The following is a 17,002-nucleotide window of genomic DNA, read 5'->3' as shown; positions in this document are numbered from 1 at the left end:
TTCCTCACTATTTTATGACGTTAGAAACCAATTTTTATTTACTGGTCTGACCGGCAAAAGCCAAAAGTCGTTTCCGGCGCGATTCGACGTCAACGACGTTGTACCGAATGCCCGCTGATTTCGCGGCCATTTTTCCTTGGCGAAACTCAATAATTCTACGGGTTAAATATTGACGGAATGGCAGGAAATTCCAGCACTTTCTGAGGACGAATATCCGCACACCTGCCCTCAGAAAAGGGTCCTCAAGAGACAGGTATTGGCACACCTCTGCGCCCGCGTTCAGCTGCGACAAAGCAACCGGAATACGGGGCGAAATCGGGACGTCACACAGCACCAAAACGGGCTTGGAATTCAGCTCTAGCCGTTCCTGAATGCCCCCCTGTCCGGCAAGCGCGGATTCGACCCCGATTGCCCCGTCCAGACCTCCTGAATCCGAGATCAGGATCGCCCCGTTTGACGCCAGATCAGCAATCTGTAAATCGCGCTTTTGATCTGTCGGAAAAACGTGGATCTTGCCCGGATTGCGGGGCGCTGTTCCTGGCCAGACAGGGGCATGATACTGCCTGTGCAATTCGCGTGCTGCGCCCTCAAAAGCAACAGCCGTTCCCCCGATTGACGAAAACTGGCCCAAAGCAGCGGGGATGCTCATTTGCGCCATAGTTCTTTGAACCTGACTCATCCTGAGACCTTCCCGTACTTCGACCATCTGGCGCACGCCGCTGCCCCAGTTGCGTCCGGGTTCCGGCTGGCGGGTTTCAGGATTGATCAAAACAACCTGTTGATTTTCAACAATATAGTCGCGACCCCTTTCGAGTTCAGAAAAGACCGTCAAGGCCAGAACCACAAGATAGTTGCGCCGCGCCTCGTCTTCGGGCAAGCCCTGCAATTCGCCGGCCGCCTTCATCTCCGCCAGACGTTTTCGTCCCAATGCGGTTAGCCCGAGTGCCTTTCTTGACGGGTCTGCCTTATAGTCCCGTTCAACATCGAGTTTTTGGGCAATCTGGATGGCACTTCGGGCCTCTGTGGCGGTGAACAAATCATCCAAGGCACCACCAGCGGACAACGCGGTTGCGGCATCATCCAACAACCCCCGGTCGGCATCCATCACCAAAACGGACGGCGCAGGTGCCCATGGGCGGGGTGATGGCACTTTGCCGCGCAAATCACGGGTGGCAAGCCGAAGTCCGGAGGCAGGTTCGCCCAATTGAATTTGGTCACGAAGGCTTGTGTTGCAGAGGTTGCGCAAACTGGAAATCACGGCCCGATTATTTGGGGCATCGGGCACTTCGCCTTGTGGTCCCATCTCCACGAGCGACAGCCCGATCCGTTCAAAACATGGGGCCATTTCGGCCTGTGTCCGCTCCAGATTTCGGGCGTAGGACACGGCAATGCGAACCCCTTCTGGGCGTTGAGCGGCACTGAGAGCGGCCAACAAAAGGATATCTTTGCGGCGTTGTTCAACAGGCTCTGCGATGATCCATCCACGCGATACGGCAATGGCGCGCACAAGGCACGACATCGCAACGGGACGCCCCATCGCCCCCAGTGCGTTTGAAAACCGTTCGATTTCACTTTTCGATTTGCTAGCAACCGCCGAAGGTTTTCTGACGCGGGCCGCAATGGCCACCCGCCACAAACCAGCCACCGCAAAAGGTCTCCAGACAGGCCAGACCGACGTCCAGAGACGATAGGCCCGAATATCGAGTGGGGTTTTCCAGAGGTCGCGTGTCTGCTGCTCCATGATCCGCCTAGAACCCGAAACGATCCAAAAAGACCTGCCGGACGATCCGCCAACCCTGCGTCGCCAACGAGGCGGTGCCATGATCAAACCGCACGTGCACTCTTTCGTTATAGAACTGAACCGGTTCCGCACGATCGACGGCGATATCCACCACAAACACGCTCTCAAGTGCGCGCGTACCATCGTACCCGGGGTCGCTCAGAATGGGACCACCCCCGACCGTGCCCAACGCCGCGCTCGGCAGTTGATAGGTGGCACTTGGAGTCTGCGCGACGATGTGGCCCTCAGAGACGCGATCAAGAGAGGACGAAAGACGCACCGAAATCGACGAGGTGCGCGCGTTGACAAGGTCAATCTGTGTTTGCGGCACGACGGTGCGGATCAAAAAGGTGTCCGAACGCAGGACATATCCCAACAAAGCCCCCTTGCGCACAAAGCGGCCTTGCAAATCGCCCTCGATCAATGGCTCAAACCGCCCTGCTTGAGGGGCGCGAACAACCAGACCGTCGCGGCGTTGGGATATCCTGTCAAGCTCGCCCCGTGACAGGTTCATGCGTGCTTCTTCGATTTCGATCTGAACGGGCCGCCCCGCCGCACTCGACGCAAGGCGAATACCGGACTCGTCAAGCTGCGCCTGCACCATGGCCTCACGCGCATCGATGATGGGGTTTTCCAACTGGCCGAGCTCGGCACCGCTGTTGGGGATGTCGCGGGCTTCGGTGCCCATCTCGCGCAGCCAACCGTCCGTTTGCGCAACAACCCGCGTTTCCCCCGGCACCCAGACCACCCCTTGGGCCAGAGTTGCATCCGGAACAGGAAAAGCGACAATCGGACCAATGATAAGCGCAGCCAAAAAGGCACTTGCGATCAGCGCACGCCCACGCCGATTTTCAAGCTCGGACGCACCCAAAAGGTACTTCAGAGACTTCACAATCGGCATCCCGATCAACATAAACACGGCCCAGATCGCAAGCCCGATGCCGATGAAAAAGAACTTTCCCGCGACCAGCAAGGAAATCCCGATCATCACAACGATCCGATAGAGGAAAGCCGCGATGGCATATCCGGCAAGCCACTTTTTCTCTCCGGGGGCGCTGACCGGTGACGAGACATGCGGCAACCCGAAAAGATACCGCTTTACCAGATAGCTGAGATAGGTCTTGGAGCGTTGTCCAAGGTTCGGAATTTCGATCAGGTCGGAAAACACATAGTACCCGTCAAACCTCAACAGCGGGTTTCCGTTAAACAAAAGTGTCGAAACACCGCCAATCAACATCACGTTAAAGGCCAAGGCCCGCAGGGGTCCGGGCTGCATCTCGGGGTACGCCAGCATGGCAATGGCGGCCAGGGCCAGTTCGACCATCACACCCGCAGCACTGACAACAATGCGTTGGCGTTTTGAGGGGAAACCGGTGGCGGCTGACGCATCGACATATGGCACGGGAACAAACACCAACAACATGATACCAACTTCGCGCACCGTGCCGCCCCAATGTTTGACAGCAAACCCGTGGCCCAATTCGTGCAGCGTTTTGACCAGAGGATAGGCAATCAGCAACAACGCCAGCCCCTGAGCCGACAGAACCCTGTCGGTCACATCCGTGGTCACCTCTTGCCAATGGATACCGGCGGACACGACACCCGCCACAACAAGGCAAAGCCATGCGAAAAAGCCCACCCACGTGAACAATGGACGCACCAGTGGCATCAACGTCGAAACAAATCCGTCAATCGGGAACAGCGGGATACGGATGCCCAGCGGATTTTTGAACGATTGCATCAACTTGCGACGCGCAGTGGATTGAGAGCGCTCGCCGATTTCCTCAAGATCAGGCACCGCATCGCTGGTCAGGACACCGGCCAGATAAAGCTGCGACAAAAGCTGAACGATCTCGTCTTGTGACGGCAGCGACTCTCCCAGTTTCGTTTCGCAAATGCGGTAAATCTCGGCCAGAGTGCGATGTCCGTCCATCAAGCCGATGATGGAATAGGCTTCGGGTGAAAACCGGAAGAACCTGCCGCTGGCACGGTCCTCGACAATATACCAAAGCCCGCCCCGAAAGAACTGGCGGTACAACTCGGCATGGGGCCGCAAAGCCGGCTTGAGCAAGGCCACCCGTGGCCAGACCGAAGAAAAGGGATTGGAGGCTGGTGTCGCCATTTATGGCATCCAGCGCCACAGCGCGAGTTTGAACCAGTTCAGGGCATCCCGTGTCCAGACATCCACCAAAAGGCGGGTATCAATCGTGACGCGCGCGACGCCTTCCATTCCCGGCAACAGCAGCCCCTGGTTTTCGCCCTCCAATGCTTGCATCCGAGCCTCGACACCAAAACGATTGGCCCCGGCGCTGACATCCGCAACCGACAGAATGCGCTGAACGGAAAATCCGTATTCCTCGTCTGGTTGCGCGGAAAAACGGACCTCGCCCACCTGTCCTTTGGCCAGTTCCGCGATGTCTCTTTCATCCACCAAAAGACGCAGTCGGTAGGCACCCAAGGGGGCGACAACAAACAGCTCTTCACCACGTGCGACAGCGGACCCCAATTGTTGGCTGCGGTCGCCGGACACCACGACACCATCAAACGGCGCCCTCAGGACGGTTCGTGACAGCTGAGTTTCAAGCAGATCCCGCTGCGCCAGAACCTGCCGAATTTGCGCATTTAACAGGGCCTGATCGGTGCGCCGCGCCCCTGCCACCGCCGCATTCAGCTCGATCTGGCGCTCGGCGAGTTCGGATTCGACCGCCAAAAGTTGCAGTCTCAAATCCTGATCATCAATCTGCGCCAGAACGTCTCCGGTTTGCACACGGTCACCGGGGCGCACGGCCTGATCAACGAGATAGCCATCAAAAGGCGCGGAAATCACGCGTTGCACAACGCCTTCCAGCTTGGCGTCTGCGGGTATTTGAAATTCCGTGGTTGCCCGCGACAAGAAAAAGCCCACAGCAACAACAACAAGAACAAACAGTTTTAGGCCAATCCGCGCAGGCCCGAGCAAGGCCCCTGCAAGCCCGCCAACCCATTGCAGGGCCCGAACGGGCCACGCCCTGTCGTTCTTGCGTTTTTGTTGAAGGATCGGCCCAACCAGCGCCGCGATCCCGCGCGCCAGATTGCGTTTGTCCTCGGTGAGGCCATTTGCATCGCGATGTTCAAAGGTCATAGCGCCAACGACCTGATCGTTGGCGTCATACAGCGGCAGCGTGAAAACTGACATCGCTCCGTGGCCCCGGATCAACGCATCATGGGCCCGAGACACATAGGGGTCTTCTGCGTCGTCGTTCTCTGGTGTGACACTGCGCAAGATGGGCGCCGCCTGATCCAAAGTCTCCAGCATGGCCTGTTTGAGGGCCTGACTGAGTTGCAACTGGGTGCCCACTTCGGCGGAATGCGACAGCGCCGTGATCTTGATACCGCGCCTTTTCACCAAACCGATGCTGACGCGCTCCAACCCCAGAAACGCCGCTGTGCTGGTCGCCACTGCAATCGAGGCCGATTTGTGATCGCGTTTTTCAAGCATCGCCACCAGCACATCAAGTGCTACGCGCCCCTGATCGCGTTCGCGTTCGGCCACACTCAAGGCATCGCGCCGCTCAAGCAATTCGATCCACCCAGCGGCCCATTGCAGATGCCGCATGATGCGTCGTGTCTCGACCTCGCCCCCTTTCGACAGGTGCAGGGCAACAACGCCCAGCAAACGATCGTCAAGAACATAGGGATAGGCCAGACACACCTCGCCGGATTCTATCGAAACTTCGCGCAGCACGCCCTGTTTTTCCGACATCGCGCGCTCGACAGTCGAGGTGAGCGCCTCGTCCATGTCGCCGTTCTCTGGCCAGATCGCAACCGGCACGAATTTTGACGTGTCAGGCGATGGCATCACCAGCGTGGCGACTTTTACGCCGCCCACGAATTGGCACAGCAACGCCAACCAGGCGCCTGTGAATTCATCCAATTGTGCATCTGGTGTCAGGTATGACCAAAGCGCCCGATCAACGATGGCTGATGCTTTACCAGCGGCCTTTGCGGGCTCTGGGTCTTTACCTACGTCTCCGTCCAATCCTGCGTCCTCCCAAGACGACATCGGCGCATTGCTCGCTCGTTACCGCAATGTTTACGCAAATCCCCAAAAACTGAAAGAAGTTTCGGATTTTGAGACCCTGTCCGACCAACCCCACCTGATTTGGTGCAGGGCTTCAACATCTTGGTTTTTGGCACGCTGAAGTGGTTGAAATGTGGCGAGGCGTGACTTTGCAGGTTGAAAGATGCCAGATAACCAATCGGTTTTCGTGCGACGTTCACTACCAAATAAGGCAAGGCCGTTCCCCGATTATACCCAAATTTGAGCAAGCAGCTGCACAGAGTCAAAAGTCGCGCAAAGCGTCCGATCCAAAGCTAGCAATAAGGGGAATGTGGCGGAGCGACAGGGATTCGAACCCTGGAGACGGTCTCCCGCCTACACACTTTCCAGGCGTGCGCCTTCGACCACTCGGCCACCGCTCCGTTCTGCGGTCTTTAGCGGTTCTTCCAATAGGGATGCAAGAGGCAAAATCCAGTCAAACGAGATTTCTCGGTCGTGAGGGCGCGACGCGGCCTTAATCGTCCAGAAACAGGTTAACCCGCCGGTTCTGACGGCCTTTTTTCTCGATCTTTCCGATACGGACCCGACCGATTTCCGACGTGCGGGCCACATGCGTGCCGCCGCAGGGTTGAAGATCGATTTGCTGGGCCCCTTCCCCAATACGCACAAGGCGCACGCGGCCTGATCCGATTGGCGGCGTGACGGACATGGTTTTGACCAGTCCGGGATTCGCAGCCAGCTCTTCATCAGTGATCCAAGCATCGTTGACGGGCAGATCACGCTCGATCAACGTGTTGAGTGTTTCGATCAGCGCATCCTTGTCTTCGGGCGCCTCGGGCATGTCGAAATCGAGACGCCCCTTTTCGGCCGAGATTGAGCCGCCGGTCACCGGCAAAGGAATAACCACGGACAACAAATGCAGTGCCGTGTGAATGCGCATGTGCCGGTAGCGTCGTTCCCAATCAAGGGTTTGGGTGACCTTTGTGCCCACCGCCGGAAGCGCCGACGCCTCGGCCGGAACAAGAATAACACCGTCATTCTCGCCCTTGATGGTGGTCGCGATGGTCAGCGCGCCATTGGACCAGCTTAACATACCGTTGTCACCCGGTTGACCGCCGCCAGTGGGATAGAACACTGTCCGATCCAGAATAACGCCGCCCTCGGGCGTGATCCCCGTAACAGTGGCCTCTGTCTCGCGTAGATAGGCGTCTTCTCTAAAGATCAGGTCAGTCATCGTTCTACGCCTCCCTCTCCGTCATTGTCCGGTGTGGCTTTGGGCGGTTGAGACGCCGTTTGCCTTTGTTGGTCCAGGGCGATCTCCTGATCCAGATTGACCGGTTCCACGCGCGCCGCCGGTTGCAGGCTTTCGGGATTGCGCAGCCAGAGATCCTGTTGCGGGAACGGAATTTCAATGCCTTCTTCTGCGAACAGACGGGCTATTTCATAGTTCATTTCGGAACGTACCGACAAAACCCAGTTCACATCGCGCAGAATGGCGCGAATTTCGAAATCAAGCGAGCTTGCTCCGAACCCCTGAAACACGACATAGGGCGACGGAATGCCCAACACCATCGGATGGGCTTTGGCCACCTTGAGCAGGATGGCCTCGACCTTGCGCGGGTCGGTGCCGTATGCCACGCCCACGGGTACAATCACCCGTCCCACGGTATTGCCGCGGGTATAGTTGGTCACGGTTCCGGCAACCAGATCCGAGTTGGGGACAATCACATCCGTGCGATCAAAGGTTTCGATCCGCGTCGAGCGTACCGAGATATCGCGCACATAGCCCATCTGCCCACCAACCTCGATCCAGTCGCCTTCGGCGATGGGACGCTCGACCAACAGAATAATCCCGCTGACAAAATTGGAGACGATAGTTTGAAGGCCAAAACCGATCCCGACCGACAGCGCCGAGGCCACAAGCGCAATCGAGCCAAGGTCGATACCGGTGTTGTTGATCGCCAACAGCGCGGCCACGAAGACCCCGACATAGCCGATGCCGGACACAACAGCGTTTTGACCGCCAACATCCAGCTTTGTTTTGGGCAGGACAGTATTCTTCATTGTCGACTGCAGCAGCCGCGTCAAAGCGTATCCAACGCCAAAGATGAAGAAGAACAGAAGGATCTCACGCGGCGAAATTTTCACATCGCCGACGCGCAGTCCGGATCCGATCTGACGATAGAGGTCGGCCACTTCCTGAGAGCGCACCCCCCAGATGAGCAGAATGGCCGGAATGGCCAGCATCACCAACACAAAAGCAATGGCAACCGGCCAGAGCGATTTATCCCGCGCCTCGAGCCCCTCGCCCATCAGTTTGAGAACAACACCGGTCAGCGTTTGATGCAGCAGAAGCAAAAAAGCCAACAGCTGAACCGTGGCAATCGCAGGGAAAACCAATTGTTCGGCCGCGCTTGAAAAGCCCAAAGCCCCCAAAACGATGGCGGCAATTGCGCCAAACTGAAACAGGCGCGCAGACACGAAAACCGCGCGGCTGTAATAGACCTTTTTGCCCTCTTCAGTGTTAATGGCCCGCAGGTGGCTCAGCAACAGTGACGACAGGCGCAACATCAGAAAAGATGAGAACACGATAATCGGAAAGAACAGAACAGAGCGGGCTTCGGGTGACCAAGAGTCAAACCGGGCGATTTCCGTCATCAGCACGTTCACCGCCATGGCGAGGCCGATCAGGCTCGAGTCTGCCCGCCCTTCCATGCGCTTTCCCGCGGGTAGGAACAGAATTTGCTGGTCGTCTTCATTGACAGGGAAAATACGGTTCCCGATCCATGCCGACATGAGCAAAAGGAAACTTGCCAGTGGCAGGATTGACAGGATTTGATCGCCGCGCAGCCCTGCCAGATTGGTGGCATAGATCGACTCGGTAAAGGCATAGACCCCGAGTAGTGGCAAAAACACGGTGCCCAAAGACAGCGTGAAAATGATAAATCCACGGATACCCGGTGTGCGGAATTGCCGGACCCGATCTTCGAGCATGCGCGTCCATGCACGTCCGCGCGAGATAAGAACAACCCCGATCAGCAGGAACAATACGGCGCGGGGAATGTTGTTTCCAAAGTCCTCGCGGTGCCGCACATAAACCCATGCGACGCGCACTTCGCTGACAACATGGTTCATCGATTTGGTCAGCGTTGACAGGGCATCACCCCAATACAACGGGTTCACCGGCAGAGGTCCGCGCTCCATGAGCGCCTCTGTGTGGCGGTCGCGCCGCAGCTTGTCCACACCGGCAATAAGCTCGGCCGCGGCACTTTGGGCCAGTTCGGCGCGCACGGTTGGTGTGCTCGCTTCTGACAGCTTCAGCTTAAGCTCAGCCCGTTGAAGCGCAATGGCTTCGGGTTCACCGCTTTCAGGCTCTGGTCCCAAAGTCTCGAGTTGAGCGCGAAGGGTTTGCGTCGAGATACTGTAATCGGTTGAAGCGTCCGCAAAGGTGTCGCGCCAGATCTCAAGCTGCCCCCGCAGCACATCCATAGCGGCGTCAGACGCCCTGCCCGTTTCAATGGCTTCGGTCGCCCTGATGACGACCTTGTTCCATTCATCATAATCGGGCGCCGCTGTTTGGGCGTGAACCATTGTGATCCAAGGAAGACACAACAGCGACAAAGCCAACAAAAGGCGGCGCATCATGATCATAGGGTTCTCAATCGTCGACAAACACACCGGGGATGCTGGATGGTCCGTCCCCCAGCCACTCTGGTGCAGGTAGTCCTTTTTCCTTCAGGAACGAAGGATTGAACAATTTGGACTGATACCGCGTGCCATAATCACACAAAATGGTCACAATCGTGTGGCCAGGACCCATTTCTTTGGCCATCCGCATCGCACCGGCAATGTTGACGCCTGACGATCCACCAAGGCACAGGCCTTCGTTTTGCAGAAGATCAAAAACAACAGGCAGGCTTTCTGAATCCGCGATGCGGCACGAGAAATCCGGTGTGAACCCTTCGAGGTTCGCCGTGATGCGGCCCTGTCCGATGCCTTCGGTGATCGAGTTTCCGGGGTTTTCTTCGCCGGTATACAGTTTGAGAAGACCCGCACCTTCGGGATCTGCCAGACCGATTTTGACGCCCTTGGGCTGCAAGGCCATGCCGACGCCTGCCAGCGTGCCGCCAGAGCCGACCGCGCAGACGAAACCGTCAACCTTGCCGCCGGTCTGTTCCCAAATCTCGGGACCTGTGCCTTCGATGTGTGACTGGCGGTTCGCCACGTTGTCGAACTGGTTCGCCCAGATCGCACCATTTGGTTCTGTTTTGGCAAGTTCTGCGGCCAGACGGCCCGAATAACGAACGTAATTGTTCATATTTTTATATGGCGCCGCAGGCACCTGAACCAGTTCTGCACCCGCAAGGCGCAGCATGTCTTTCTTTTCCTGGCTCTGGGTCTCGGGGATCACGATGACGGTTTTGAACCCCATCGAGGCACCAACAAGGGCCAGCCCGATACCGGTGTTACCGGCGGTTCCTTCCACAATCGTGCCACCGGGGCGCAACTCACCCTTCGCGATCGCATCCTTGATGATGTAAAGCGCGGCGCGGTCCTTGACGGATTGGCCGGGGTTCATGAACTCGGCCTTGCCTAAAATCTCACAGCCGGTCATTTCGCTGGCTTTGTTCAGGCGAATAAGTGGGGTGTTTCCCACGGCGGCAGCCAAATCGGCAGCAATACGCATTGATGCGTCCCTTCCATTCTAGTCGTCTAAATGTTTAGGCGTCCCGCAACGGGAACTCAAGCGGCGTTGCGCAAACCTTCACGATGTCGTGCGAGCCAAAGCGCCGCAAGGACCAGCGGCGCATTCACCGCTTGCATGCTGTCTACCATATCCATGAGGGTCTCGTAGTCGAAAACATAAGACCGGATGTCTTCTGCTTCGCTGTCCAGTCCCGCCACGCCCGCAACCTCGTCCGGCAGGTCGGCGATCCCGACGTAAATGTTGTAATACTCTGTCGAACACCCGGGTGACGCATAACAATGCGCCACGTCATGCAGCGTCTTGAGGGCCAGCCCCGCCTCTTCCTGAGCCTCGCGATGCGCCGTTTCTTCGGGTGTTTCACCAGCGTCCACACGTCCCGCAACCGGTTCAAGCTGCCAAGGCGTTTCATCGCCGCGCGCATAGGGACCGGGGCGGAATTGCTCAACCAGCAAAACGCGATCCCGCACAGGGTCATACGGCAGCACAATCACCGCATCGGTGGCCACAAAAACGGCACGGCGCACCATGTCGCTTTGGCCCCCGTCATAGCGGCGAAAGCTGAGGTCATATTCATCCAGCGCGAAAAAGTTCACATAGGACCGGACCCGTTCGTCAACCGTCACGTCTTTTCCGGAAAAACCGGACGGGCTCAGCGCATGATTGCGGCGCACGGCATTTACACGTGCGGTGGCACGCGCACGCACCATCGGGAACATCTCGGCGACTTCTGCCGCAGAGAACCGTCCATAATATCCCATGACCTCAGTCGCCGCCTGAAGGGTCATGTCCCCCCATTGCGTGACCCAGTCATCCAGCGACCACGGCGCACCCTGATCCCACAGGCCCGGTGTCGGGAAATAGACTTCGGTAGGAACCTCTTCGCCTTCTGCCTGCACCTCGACCTGTTTCAGCGCATAGTCAAATCCGCCTTCATAAAAATTCAAACGGGCGATATCTTCGTCGGACAAGCCGCGCACCAGCAGACCGGTTGCGGTGCCATTATCTTCACAGATGGTCGGAAAGGCCTGCCCCTTAGCCCAATACACCCCATGCTTCAAAAGTCGCGCCTCAACAGCGTCCACTTGGTCTGCCGCGCGGCCAAGCACGATCGTCAACAACGGCATAAACCGCAGTGTTCCGTAAAAAAACAGGGATTTCAAAAACTTATCTCCAGCGACGATAGGAAAACTCGGTCACGATACCAGAGACAATCGCCCCGACGACCAAAGTTGCAATCACCTTCACATCCAACAGGTATTGGGCATAGTCAATGGCCTCTTCCAAAATCGCCTTGATCGCGACCATTGGATCATCAAAACGATGCCGAAGGGCCTGTCGCAACATCTCGTTTGCCCCAAAGGTAAACAACCCCACAACAATCAGGATCACCACCGATGTGATGCCCGAGTTGATCGCGTTGACATAGGTGCCGCCGACCCGCGGCCCCAGGATAAACCACCCCACAACCACGCCAATCCCTGCGCTGGTCAATGTGAAATGCCCGAACCCTGTGCCTTCGGGCATCAGGGGTTTGACAAGTTCTGCAATGACAGCGCCCAGAATGGCGAGGCAAATCGCGGCGGCAAGTCGGTTTGTTGTGGGCATCAGCGGGGCCTGGACATTGTTATTTGCGTTACATCACAGTTTCCGCTGTGAAAGGCCGCAGCGCAAGAGGTCAGATAAAAGTTCCACATGCGCCGGAACCGGTCATCAAATCCAAGCCTTTGAACCTCGTCCCATTTTGAGTTGAACACCTCATGCCAGCGTCGCAGGGTCTGGCTATAGCTTTCGCCAAATTCAACTGACCGGACAAACTGAAGACCCGCTTTTGAAATCTCGGAATGAAGCGCGGTCGGACTGGGAAGCATCCCCCCCGGAAAGATGTATTTCTGGATGAAATCCACGCCCTTGCGATAGGTCTCAAAACGTTCTTCCGTCAGGGTGATGATCTGGAGTGTTGCGTATTTACCGGGTTTCAGGCGATCACGTACCGTTTCAAAATAGACCGGCCAGAATTTCTCTCCGACGGCCTCGAACATCTCGATGCTGGCGATCCCGTCATATTCTCCTGTCTCGTCGCGATAATCCTGAAGGCGAAACTCGACGAGGTCCGATAATCCTTCCCTTTCAATGCGTTGTTGTGCAAAGTTCAATTGTTCCTGACTGATCGTTAGCCCCGTTACGCGCAGGCCGCGTTCCTTTGCGGCGTATTCTGCAAAGCCACCCCACCCACAGCCGATTTCCAGAACGTGATCGCCGGGCTGCGCGCCAATTTCATCCACCATCGAGGCATATTTGGCAGTCTGCGCGGCCTCCATGCTTTCCTGTCCGGTTTCAAACAAGGCCGACGAATAGGTCATCGTTTCGTCCAGCCAGAGGGCATAAAACTCGTTCCCGAGATCATAGTGGTGCGAGATGTTTTTCTTGGCCTGTTCGCGGGTGTTGCGGTTCATCCAATGTCGCATGCGTTCATAAAGACGCACAAAGAACATGCCCGGAAACCCGTCATAAAGCGCATCATTGTCGGACTGCAAGAAATCCAGAAACGCCTGAAGATCGGGTGTGCTCCAACCGCCTTCTATATAGGCATCACAAAAGCCAAGATCACCTTCCCGAACCAGTCGGGCGAACGTGTCCTCGTCATGCACAATCAACTCGGCCACAGGTCCAACCTGCGTGCCTTCTGCGCGAAACCTGCGCCCGTCCGGCATCACGAAATCAATGCGGCCTGTATTGATCTTCTGTGCCACCTCAAACACGTTGGCAAAGTATCTTGGCAGGTTTTCCTGCCCCTCGAGTGTCTTCAGGATCATCCGCTTCCTCCCCTCGCGGCTAACATGAAAATGCTAGGCCCAAAGACGGGGATCGGGCAAGGATTTCCGAAAATCACATATTATTATATTTTTTCAGATAGTTGATGGAGTTTTCACCGAGGTTTTGGGTTCCGGACCGATATCAGAATGCCCCCAAAAGTGACGTTCCGGCCCAAAACCGGGGCCGGAACCGTGGTGGGAAACCGTTTAAAGAACCGTTTCCAAGGCGGTAAGCAGCTGATCAATCTCTTCGCGAGAGGTATAGTGCACAAAGCTCAACCGCAGCACGCCTTTGGTCTGATCCACGCCCTGCGCTTCCAGCGCCCGAACGGCATAGAAATCGCCACCGCCCGCCATGATGCCCATCGGGGCCAGCGCTGTCGCCAGATCTGCGCCCGCCTTTTCGCAGGCAAGGGCAACCGTCGGTGCCCGTTTTGAGGCGTCTTTCGGACCCAGCAAGCGCACTGAATTGCGCGCGGCCGCGAAGTCGAGAACAGGCTGCAACAGTTTGGTTTCATGGGCGCGCATCAGATCATGCACCCCCGCACCACGCGCGACTGCGGTGCCTTCAAGACCATGATGATCGGCCAAAGCATCAAAGTAATCCGCCATGCCCGCACAAGCCGCAATCTGTGCATGATCAGGGCCCGCCGGTGTGAACCGTTTATAGAGCGTGTCCGCGTTGAAATAATGTCCCTGATTGGGCAGCATATTTCCAAGCGCTCGCCGGATCACCATGCCGCCCTGATGCGGGCCATAGATCTTGTATGTTGAAAACAAATAGATATCTGCGCCCAGCGTCCCCACATCCGGCAGACCATGCGGTGCATAGCTGACCCCGTCGACACAGACAAAGGCGCCGGCGGCATGGGCAAGGGCCGCAATTTCCGTGACAGGATTTATTTCCCCGACAACGTTGGAACAATGCGGGAAACACACCAGACGCACCTTGTCATCTAACAGGTTTTCCAGCTGTTCCGTATCCAAATGGCCGGTTTCGGGATCGATCCGCCATTCGCGCACCTCGATTCCTTCATCGGCCAGCCTGCGCCACGGGCCTGTATTGGCCTCGTGATCCTGATTTGTCACGATGATCGCATCACCCGGTTGCATCCACTGGCGAAAGGCCTGTGCCAAAACATAGGTGTTTTGCGTAGTTGACGGCCCAAAGGACAATTCGTCGGTGTCGACCCCGAGAATGGCCGCCAGCCGCAGGCGGGCTTCGTCCATTTCTTCTCCGCCAAGGCGAGATGCCTCGTAGGGCGCATAGGGCTGCACTTTGCGCTCATGATAAAAGCGCGTCAGGCGCTCAATCACGGGGCGGCATGTATAAGACCCGCCTGCATTTTCGAAAAAGGCCTGACCTTGCAGCGAAGCCTGCTCAAACGCGGGGAATTGCGCCCGCACGAAATTGATATCAAGTTCCATGGGCGCACCTTGCCACCCTGATTGGGGCCGTCAAGGCATAGGCTTTGGTTGGAGATAAAAAAGACGCGGTGGCATGACGACATGCCACCGCGTGGAACCAGTCAAAGCCTGCTGGGGACAGACCTTGCCGGATTAGAAATTCAGGCTGGCGTCGGCCTCAAGCACAGACATCGCCATGGCACCGGGTTTGGCAACGGTAATGCCGTCCAGCAGGATCTCGGGCCCCTGCCCGCGTGCTGGCAGGTAAATCGCGCAGACTTCAACCTTGGCCCCCGGCAGGCCCATGATTTTGGTCATCAACCCTTGTGGGCTCATGCCTTTGGGCGGCTGTGGCGCGGTGGCGCTTTCCGGGGCTTGTTTCAGCGCAATGTCGCCCGCGGGCCCACATAGCATGACATGTGGCACGGCCCCTTTCTGGGCGGCCTGCATGGTCAACACCATCGCCATCAATTGGGTTTGGGGGTTTTCTTCGGTCACAATCGTAACCAGTTTCGTCGGCTCATCTGCCATCGCCATTCCTGCAAGCGCAGAAAGACCGAAAGCTGCGGCCATCAAACCTTTGAACATCGTTATTCCCTACAAAATTTTGCTTTGTAAGGTGCCTCGCAAACATTGTTAGGATTGCGGAGGAAACATATGTCTTTGATGCACCTTACAGAACCGAAATTGCCGACCCTTTCGAGTCGGCAACATGATCCAGATCAAATAGATGCAATTATCGGAATATTAATTCCAGCTACCCGAGAGCCGCTCGGATTTTGTCTGCATTTTCTTTCAAGACACCAAAGTCTTCCATCTTTCCCGGAGGACGCAGTTTGACACCATCGTGGCGCGGCAGGATGTGGAAATGCAGGTGGAACACTTCTTGCCCGCCGACGGCCTCGTTAAACTGCTGAAGGGTGATGCCTTCTGCGCCAAACGCTTGCATGCAGGCATGGCTCAGCTTTTGAACGGTTTTCAAACAGGCTGTCAGTTGTTCGGGTGAGGCATCCAGCATATTGCGGCATGGCGTTTTCGGGATCACCAAACAATGCCCGTCCGCACGCGGCATGATATCCATGAACACATAGGTGTCTTCATCTTCATAAAGTTTCTCGCTTGGAATCTCTCCACGCAGGATTTTTGCAAAGATATTGTCGTTGTCATAGCTCATCAGCCGGCACCTCTCAGAATCAAAAAGGGCGCGAAAACCTCGTCGCGCCCCTTCTTCTAGCTCAATTCTCAGGCGTTCACATCCACAACAACACGCCCTTTGACCAACCCTTGCAGGATATCTGCACCCAATTGCGGCAGATCGGACAGGGTTGCCGGTTTGACCATCGCTTCCAGCTTGTCCATGGGCAGGTCTTTGGCGATACGCTCCCACGCGCGCAGGCGGTTTTCATAGGGCTGCATGACCGAGTCGATGCCCAGAAGGTTCACACCACGCAGCAGGAACGGAATGACGGTGGCAGGCAAACCCGCACCACCGGCCAGACCAACCGCCGAAACCGAACCACCGTATTTCATCTGGCCCAAGACGCGCGCCAGCATCTCGCCGCCAACGGCATCCACGCAACCGGCCCACGTTTCTGCTTCCAGTGGACGTTTGGTGGTTTCGTTCAGGTCTTCGCGCGGCACAATCTGTGTGGCCCCCAAGGATTTGAGATAGTCTTCCGTGTCGGGACGTCCGGTAACACCGGCCACTTCGTAGCCAAGGTTCGCCAAAATCGCGGTCGCGACCGAGCCCACACCGCCAGCCGCACCCGTGACCAGAACCGGCCCCTGACCCGGCTTCAGCCCGTGATCCTCAAGCGCCATGACAGCCAACATCGACGTAAAACCGGCGGTGCCGACGGCCATTGCCTGTTGCGGGGTCAAACCCGCAGGCAACGGGACAAGCCAGTCCGCATTCACGCGCGCCTTTTGGGCATATCCGCCCCAGTACATTTCACCAACACGCCAGCCGGTCAGGACCACTTTGTCGCCAGCCTTGTAACGGTCATCATCCGAAGATTCGACAGTGCCGGCAAAATCGATGCCCGGAACGTGGGGGTAATTGCGCACCAGCCCGCCGCCTTTGGCCGACAGGCACAGACCATCTTTGTAGTTCACGGTCGAATATTCGATGGCAACCGTAACATTGCCTTCGGGCAGCTGGTCTTCACCGATCTCCTTGATCGTTGCAGACGCCAGTCCGTCGTCATTTTTTTCCATGATCAATGCGTTAAACATCTCATCTCTCCATAAATCCC

13 protein-coding genes and 1 tRNA gene are annotated in these 17,002 nt (G+C 56.8%); all 14 read right to left on the bottom strand.

Going from position 1 to position 17,002, the window contains the following annotated elements:
• Positions 1-34 precede the first annotated feature (34 nt).
• Complete coding sequence (locus PH7735_RS08565; protein WP_058310832.1) at positions 35-1,741, bottom strand: preprotein translocase subunit SecA; 1,707 nt, start codon at positions 1,739-1,741, stop codon at positions 35-37.
• Between the two features lie 7 nt (positions 1,742-1,748).
• A complete protein-coding gene (locus PH7735_RS20685; RefSeq protein WP_058310831.1) occupies positions 1,749-3,902 on the bottom strand; it encodes a hypothetical protein in 2,154 nt (717 codons plus the stop codon).
• Positions 3,903-5,798: a GAF domain-containing protein gene (locus PH7735_RS08555; RefSeq protein ID WP_158503200.1), complete on the bottom strand. Its 1,896-nt coding sequence runs from the start codon at positions 5,796-5,798 to the stop codon at positions 3,903-3,905.
• Between the two features lie 353 nt (positions 5,799-6,151).
• A tRNA-Ser gene (locus PH7735_RS08550) sits at positions 6,152-6,241 on the bottom strand.
• 92 nt (positions 6,242-6,333) lie between these two features.
• A complete protein-coding gene (locus PH7735_RS08545) occupies positions 6,334-7,053 on the bottom strand; it encodes an alanyl-tRNA editing protein (protein WP_058310829.1) in 720 nt (239 codons plus the stop codon).
• Positions 7,050-9,470: a DUF3772 domain-containing protein gene (locus tag PH7735_RS08540; RefSeq protein WP_058310828.1), complete on the bottom strand. Its 2,421-nt coding sequence runs from the start codon at positions 9,468-9,470 to the stop codon at positions 7,050-7,052. Before PH7735_RS08540 ends, PH7735_RS08545 begins: the two co-directional genes overlap by 4 nt.
• A 7-nt stretch (positions 9,471-9,477) precedes the next feature.
• The gene (locus PH7735_RS08535) at positions 9,478-10,506 is read right to left on the bottom strand and encodes a cysteine synthase A (protein WP_058310827.1); all 1,029 of its coding nucleotides are present in this window, start codon (positions 10,504-10,506) and stop codon (positions 9,478-9,480) included.
• A gap of 56 nt (positions 10,507-10,562) precedes the next feature.
• A complete protein-coding gene (locus PH7735_RS08530) occupies positions 10,563-11,687 on the bottom strand; it encodes an NUDIX domain-containing protein (RefSeq protein WP_082645160.1) in 1,125 nt (374 codons plus the stop codon).
• A gap of 4 nt (positions 11,688-11,691) precedes the next feature.
• The gene (locus PH7735_RS08525) at positions 11,692-12,132 is read right to left on the bottom strand and encodes a TrgA family protein (RefSeq protein ID WP_058310825.1); all 441 of its coding nucleotides are present in this window, start codon (positions 12,130-12,132) and stop codon (positions 11,692-11,694) included.
• Positions 12,132-13,340: an SAM-dependent methyltransferase gene (locus tag PH7735_RS08520; protein ID WP_058310824.1), complete on the bottom strand. Its 1,209-nt coding sequence runs from the start codon at positions 13,338-13,340 to the stop codon at positions 12,132-12,134. The genes PH7735_RS08525 and PH7735_RS08520 overlap by 1 nt, the downstream gene beginning before the upstream one ends.
• 207 nt (positions 13,341-13,547) lie before the next feature.
• Positions 13,548-14,768, bottom strand: coding sequence for an aminotransferase class V-fold PLP-dependent enzyme (locus PH7735_RS08515; protein WP_058310823.1), 1,221 nt, complete (start codon positions 14,766-14,768; stop codon positions 13,548-13,550).
• Positions 14,769-14,900: 132 nt separating this feature from the next.
• Positions 14,901-15,335, bottom strand: coding sequence for a DsrE family protein (locus PH7735_RS08510; RefSeq protein ID WP_058310822.1), 435 nt, complete (start codon positions 15,333-15,335; stop codon positions 14,901-14,903).
• Between the two features lie 169 nt (positions 15,336-15,504).
• Positions 15,505-15,924: an HIT family protein gene (locus tag PH7735_RS08505; protein ID WP_099273461.1), complete on the bottom strand. Its 420-nt coding sequence runs from the start codon at positions 15,922-15,924 to the stop codon at positions 15,505-15,507.
• A 65-nt stretch (positions 15,925-15,989) separates the two neighbouring features.
• On the bottom strand, positions 15,990-16,982 hold the full coding sequence (gene acuI, locus PH7735_RS08500) for an acryloyl-CoA reductase (protein WP_058310820.1): 993 nt from the start codon (positions 16,980-16,982) through the stop codon (positions 15,990-15,992).
• Positions 16,983-17,002: the final 20 nt, after the last annotated feature.

This window comes from Shimia thalassica, from assembly GCF_001458215.1.
GTDB lineage: Bacteria > Pseudomonadota > Alphaproteobacteria > Rhodobacterales > Rhodobacteraceae > Shimia > Shimia thalassica.
Note: the sequence above shows the minus strand (reverse complement) of the source record. Positions and strands in the feature narration are given on the sequence as shown.

Coding starts and splice junctions, on each gene's coding strand:
- PH7735_RS08525 (WP_058310825.1), bottom strand. CDS start 12,132: ATGCCCACAACAAACCGACTTGCCGCCGCGATTTGCCTCGCCATTCTG.
- PH7735_RS08515 (WP_058310823.1), bottom strand. CDS start 14,768: ATGGAACTTGATATCAATTTCGTGCGGGCGCAATTCCCCGCGTTTGAG.
- PH7735_RS08510 (WP_058310822.1), bottom strand. CDS start 15,335: ATGTTCAAAGGTTTGATGGCCGCAGCTTTCGGTCTTTCTGCGCTTGCA.
- PH7735_RS08565 (WP_058310832.1), bottom strand. CDS start 1,741: ATGGAGCAGCAGACACGCGACCTCTGGAAAACCCCACTCGATATTCGG.
- PH7735_RS08520 (WP_058310824.1), bottom strand. CDS start 13,340: ATGATCCTGAAGACACTCGAGGGGCAGGAAAACCTGCCAAGATACTTT.
- acuI (WP_058310820.1), bottom strand. CDS start 16,982: ATGTTTAACGCATTGATCATGGAAAAAAATGACGACGGACTGGCGTCT.
- PH7735_RS20685 (WP_058310831.1), bottom strand. CDS start 3,902: ATGGCGACACCAGCCTCCAATCCCTTTTCTTCGGTCTGGCCACGGGTG.
- PH7735_RS08540 (WP_058310828.1), bottom strand. CDS start 9,470: ATGATCATGATGCGCCGCCTTTTGTTGGCTTTGTCGCTGTTGTGTCTT.
- PH7735_RS08545 (WP_058310829.1), bottom strand. CDS start 7,053: ATGACTGACCTGATCTTTAGAGAAGACGCCTATCTACGCGAGACAGAG.
- PH7735_RS08535 (WP_058310827.1), bottom strand. CDS start 10,506: ATGCGTATTGCTGCCGATTTGGCTGCCGCCGTGGGAAACACCCCACTT.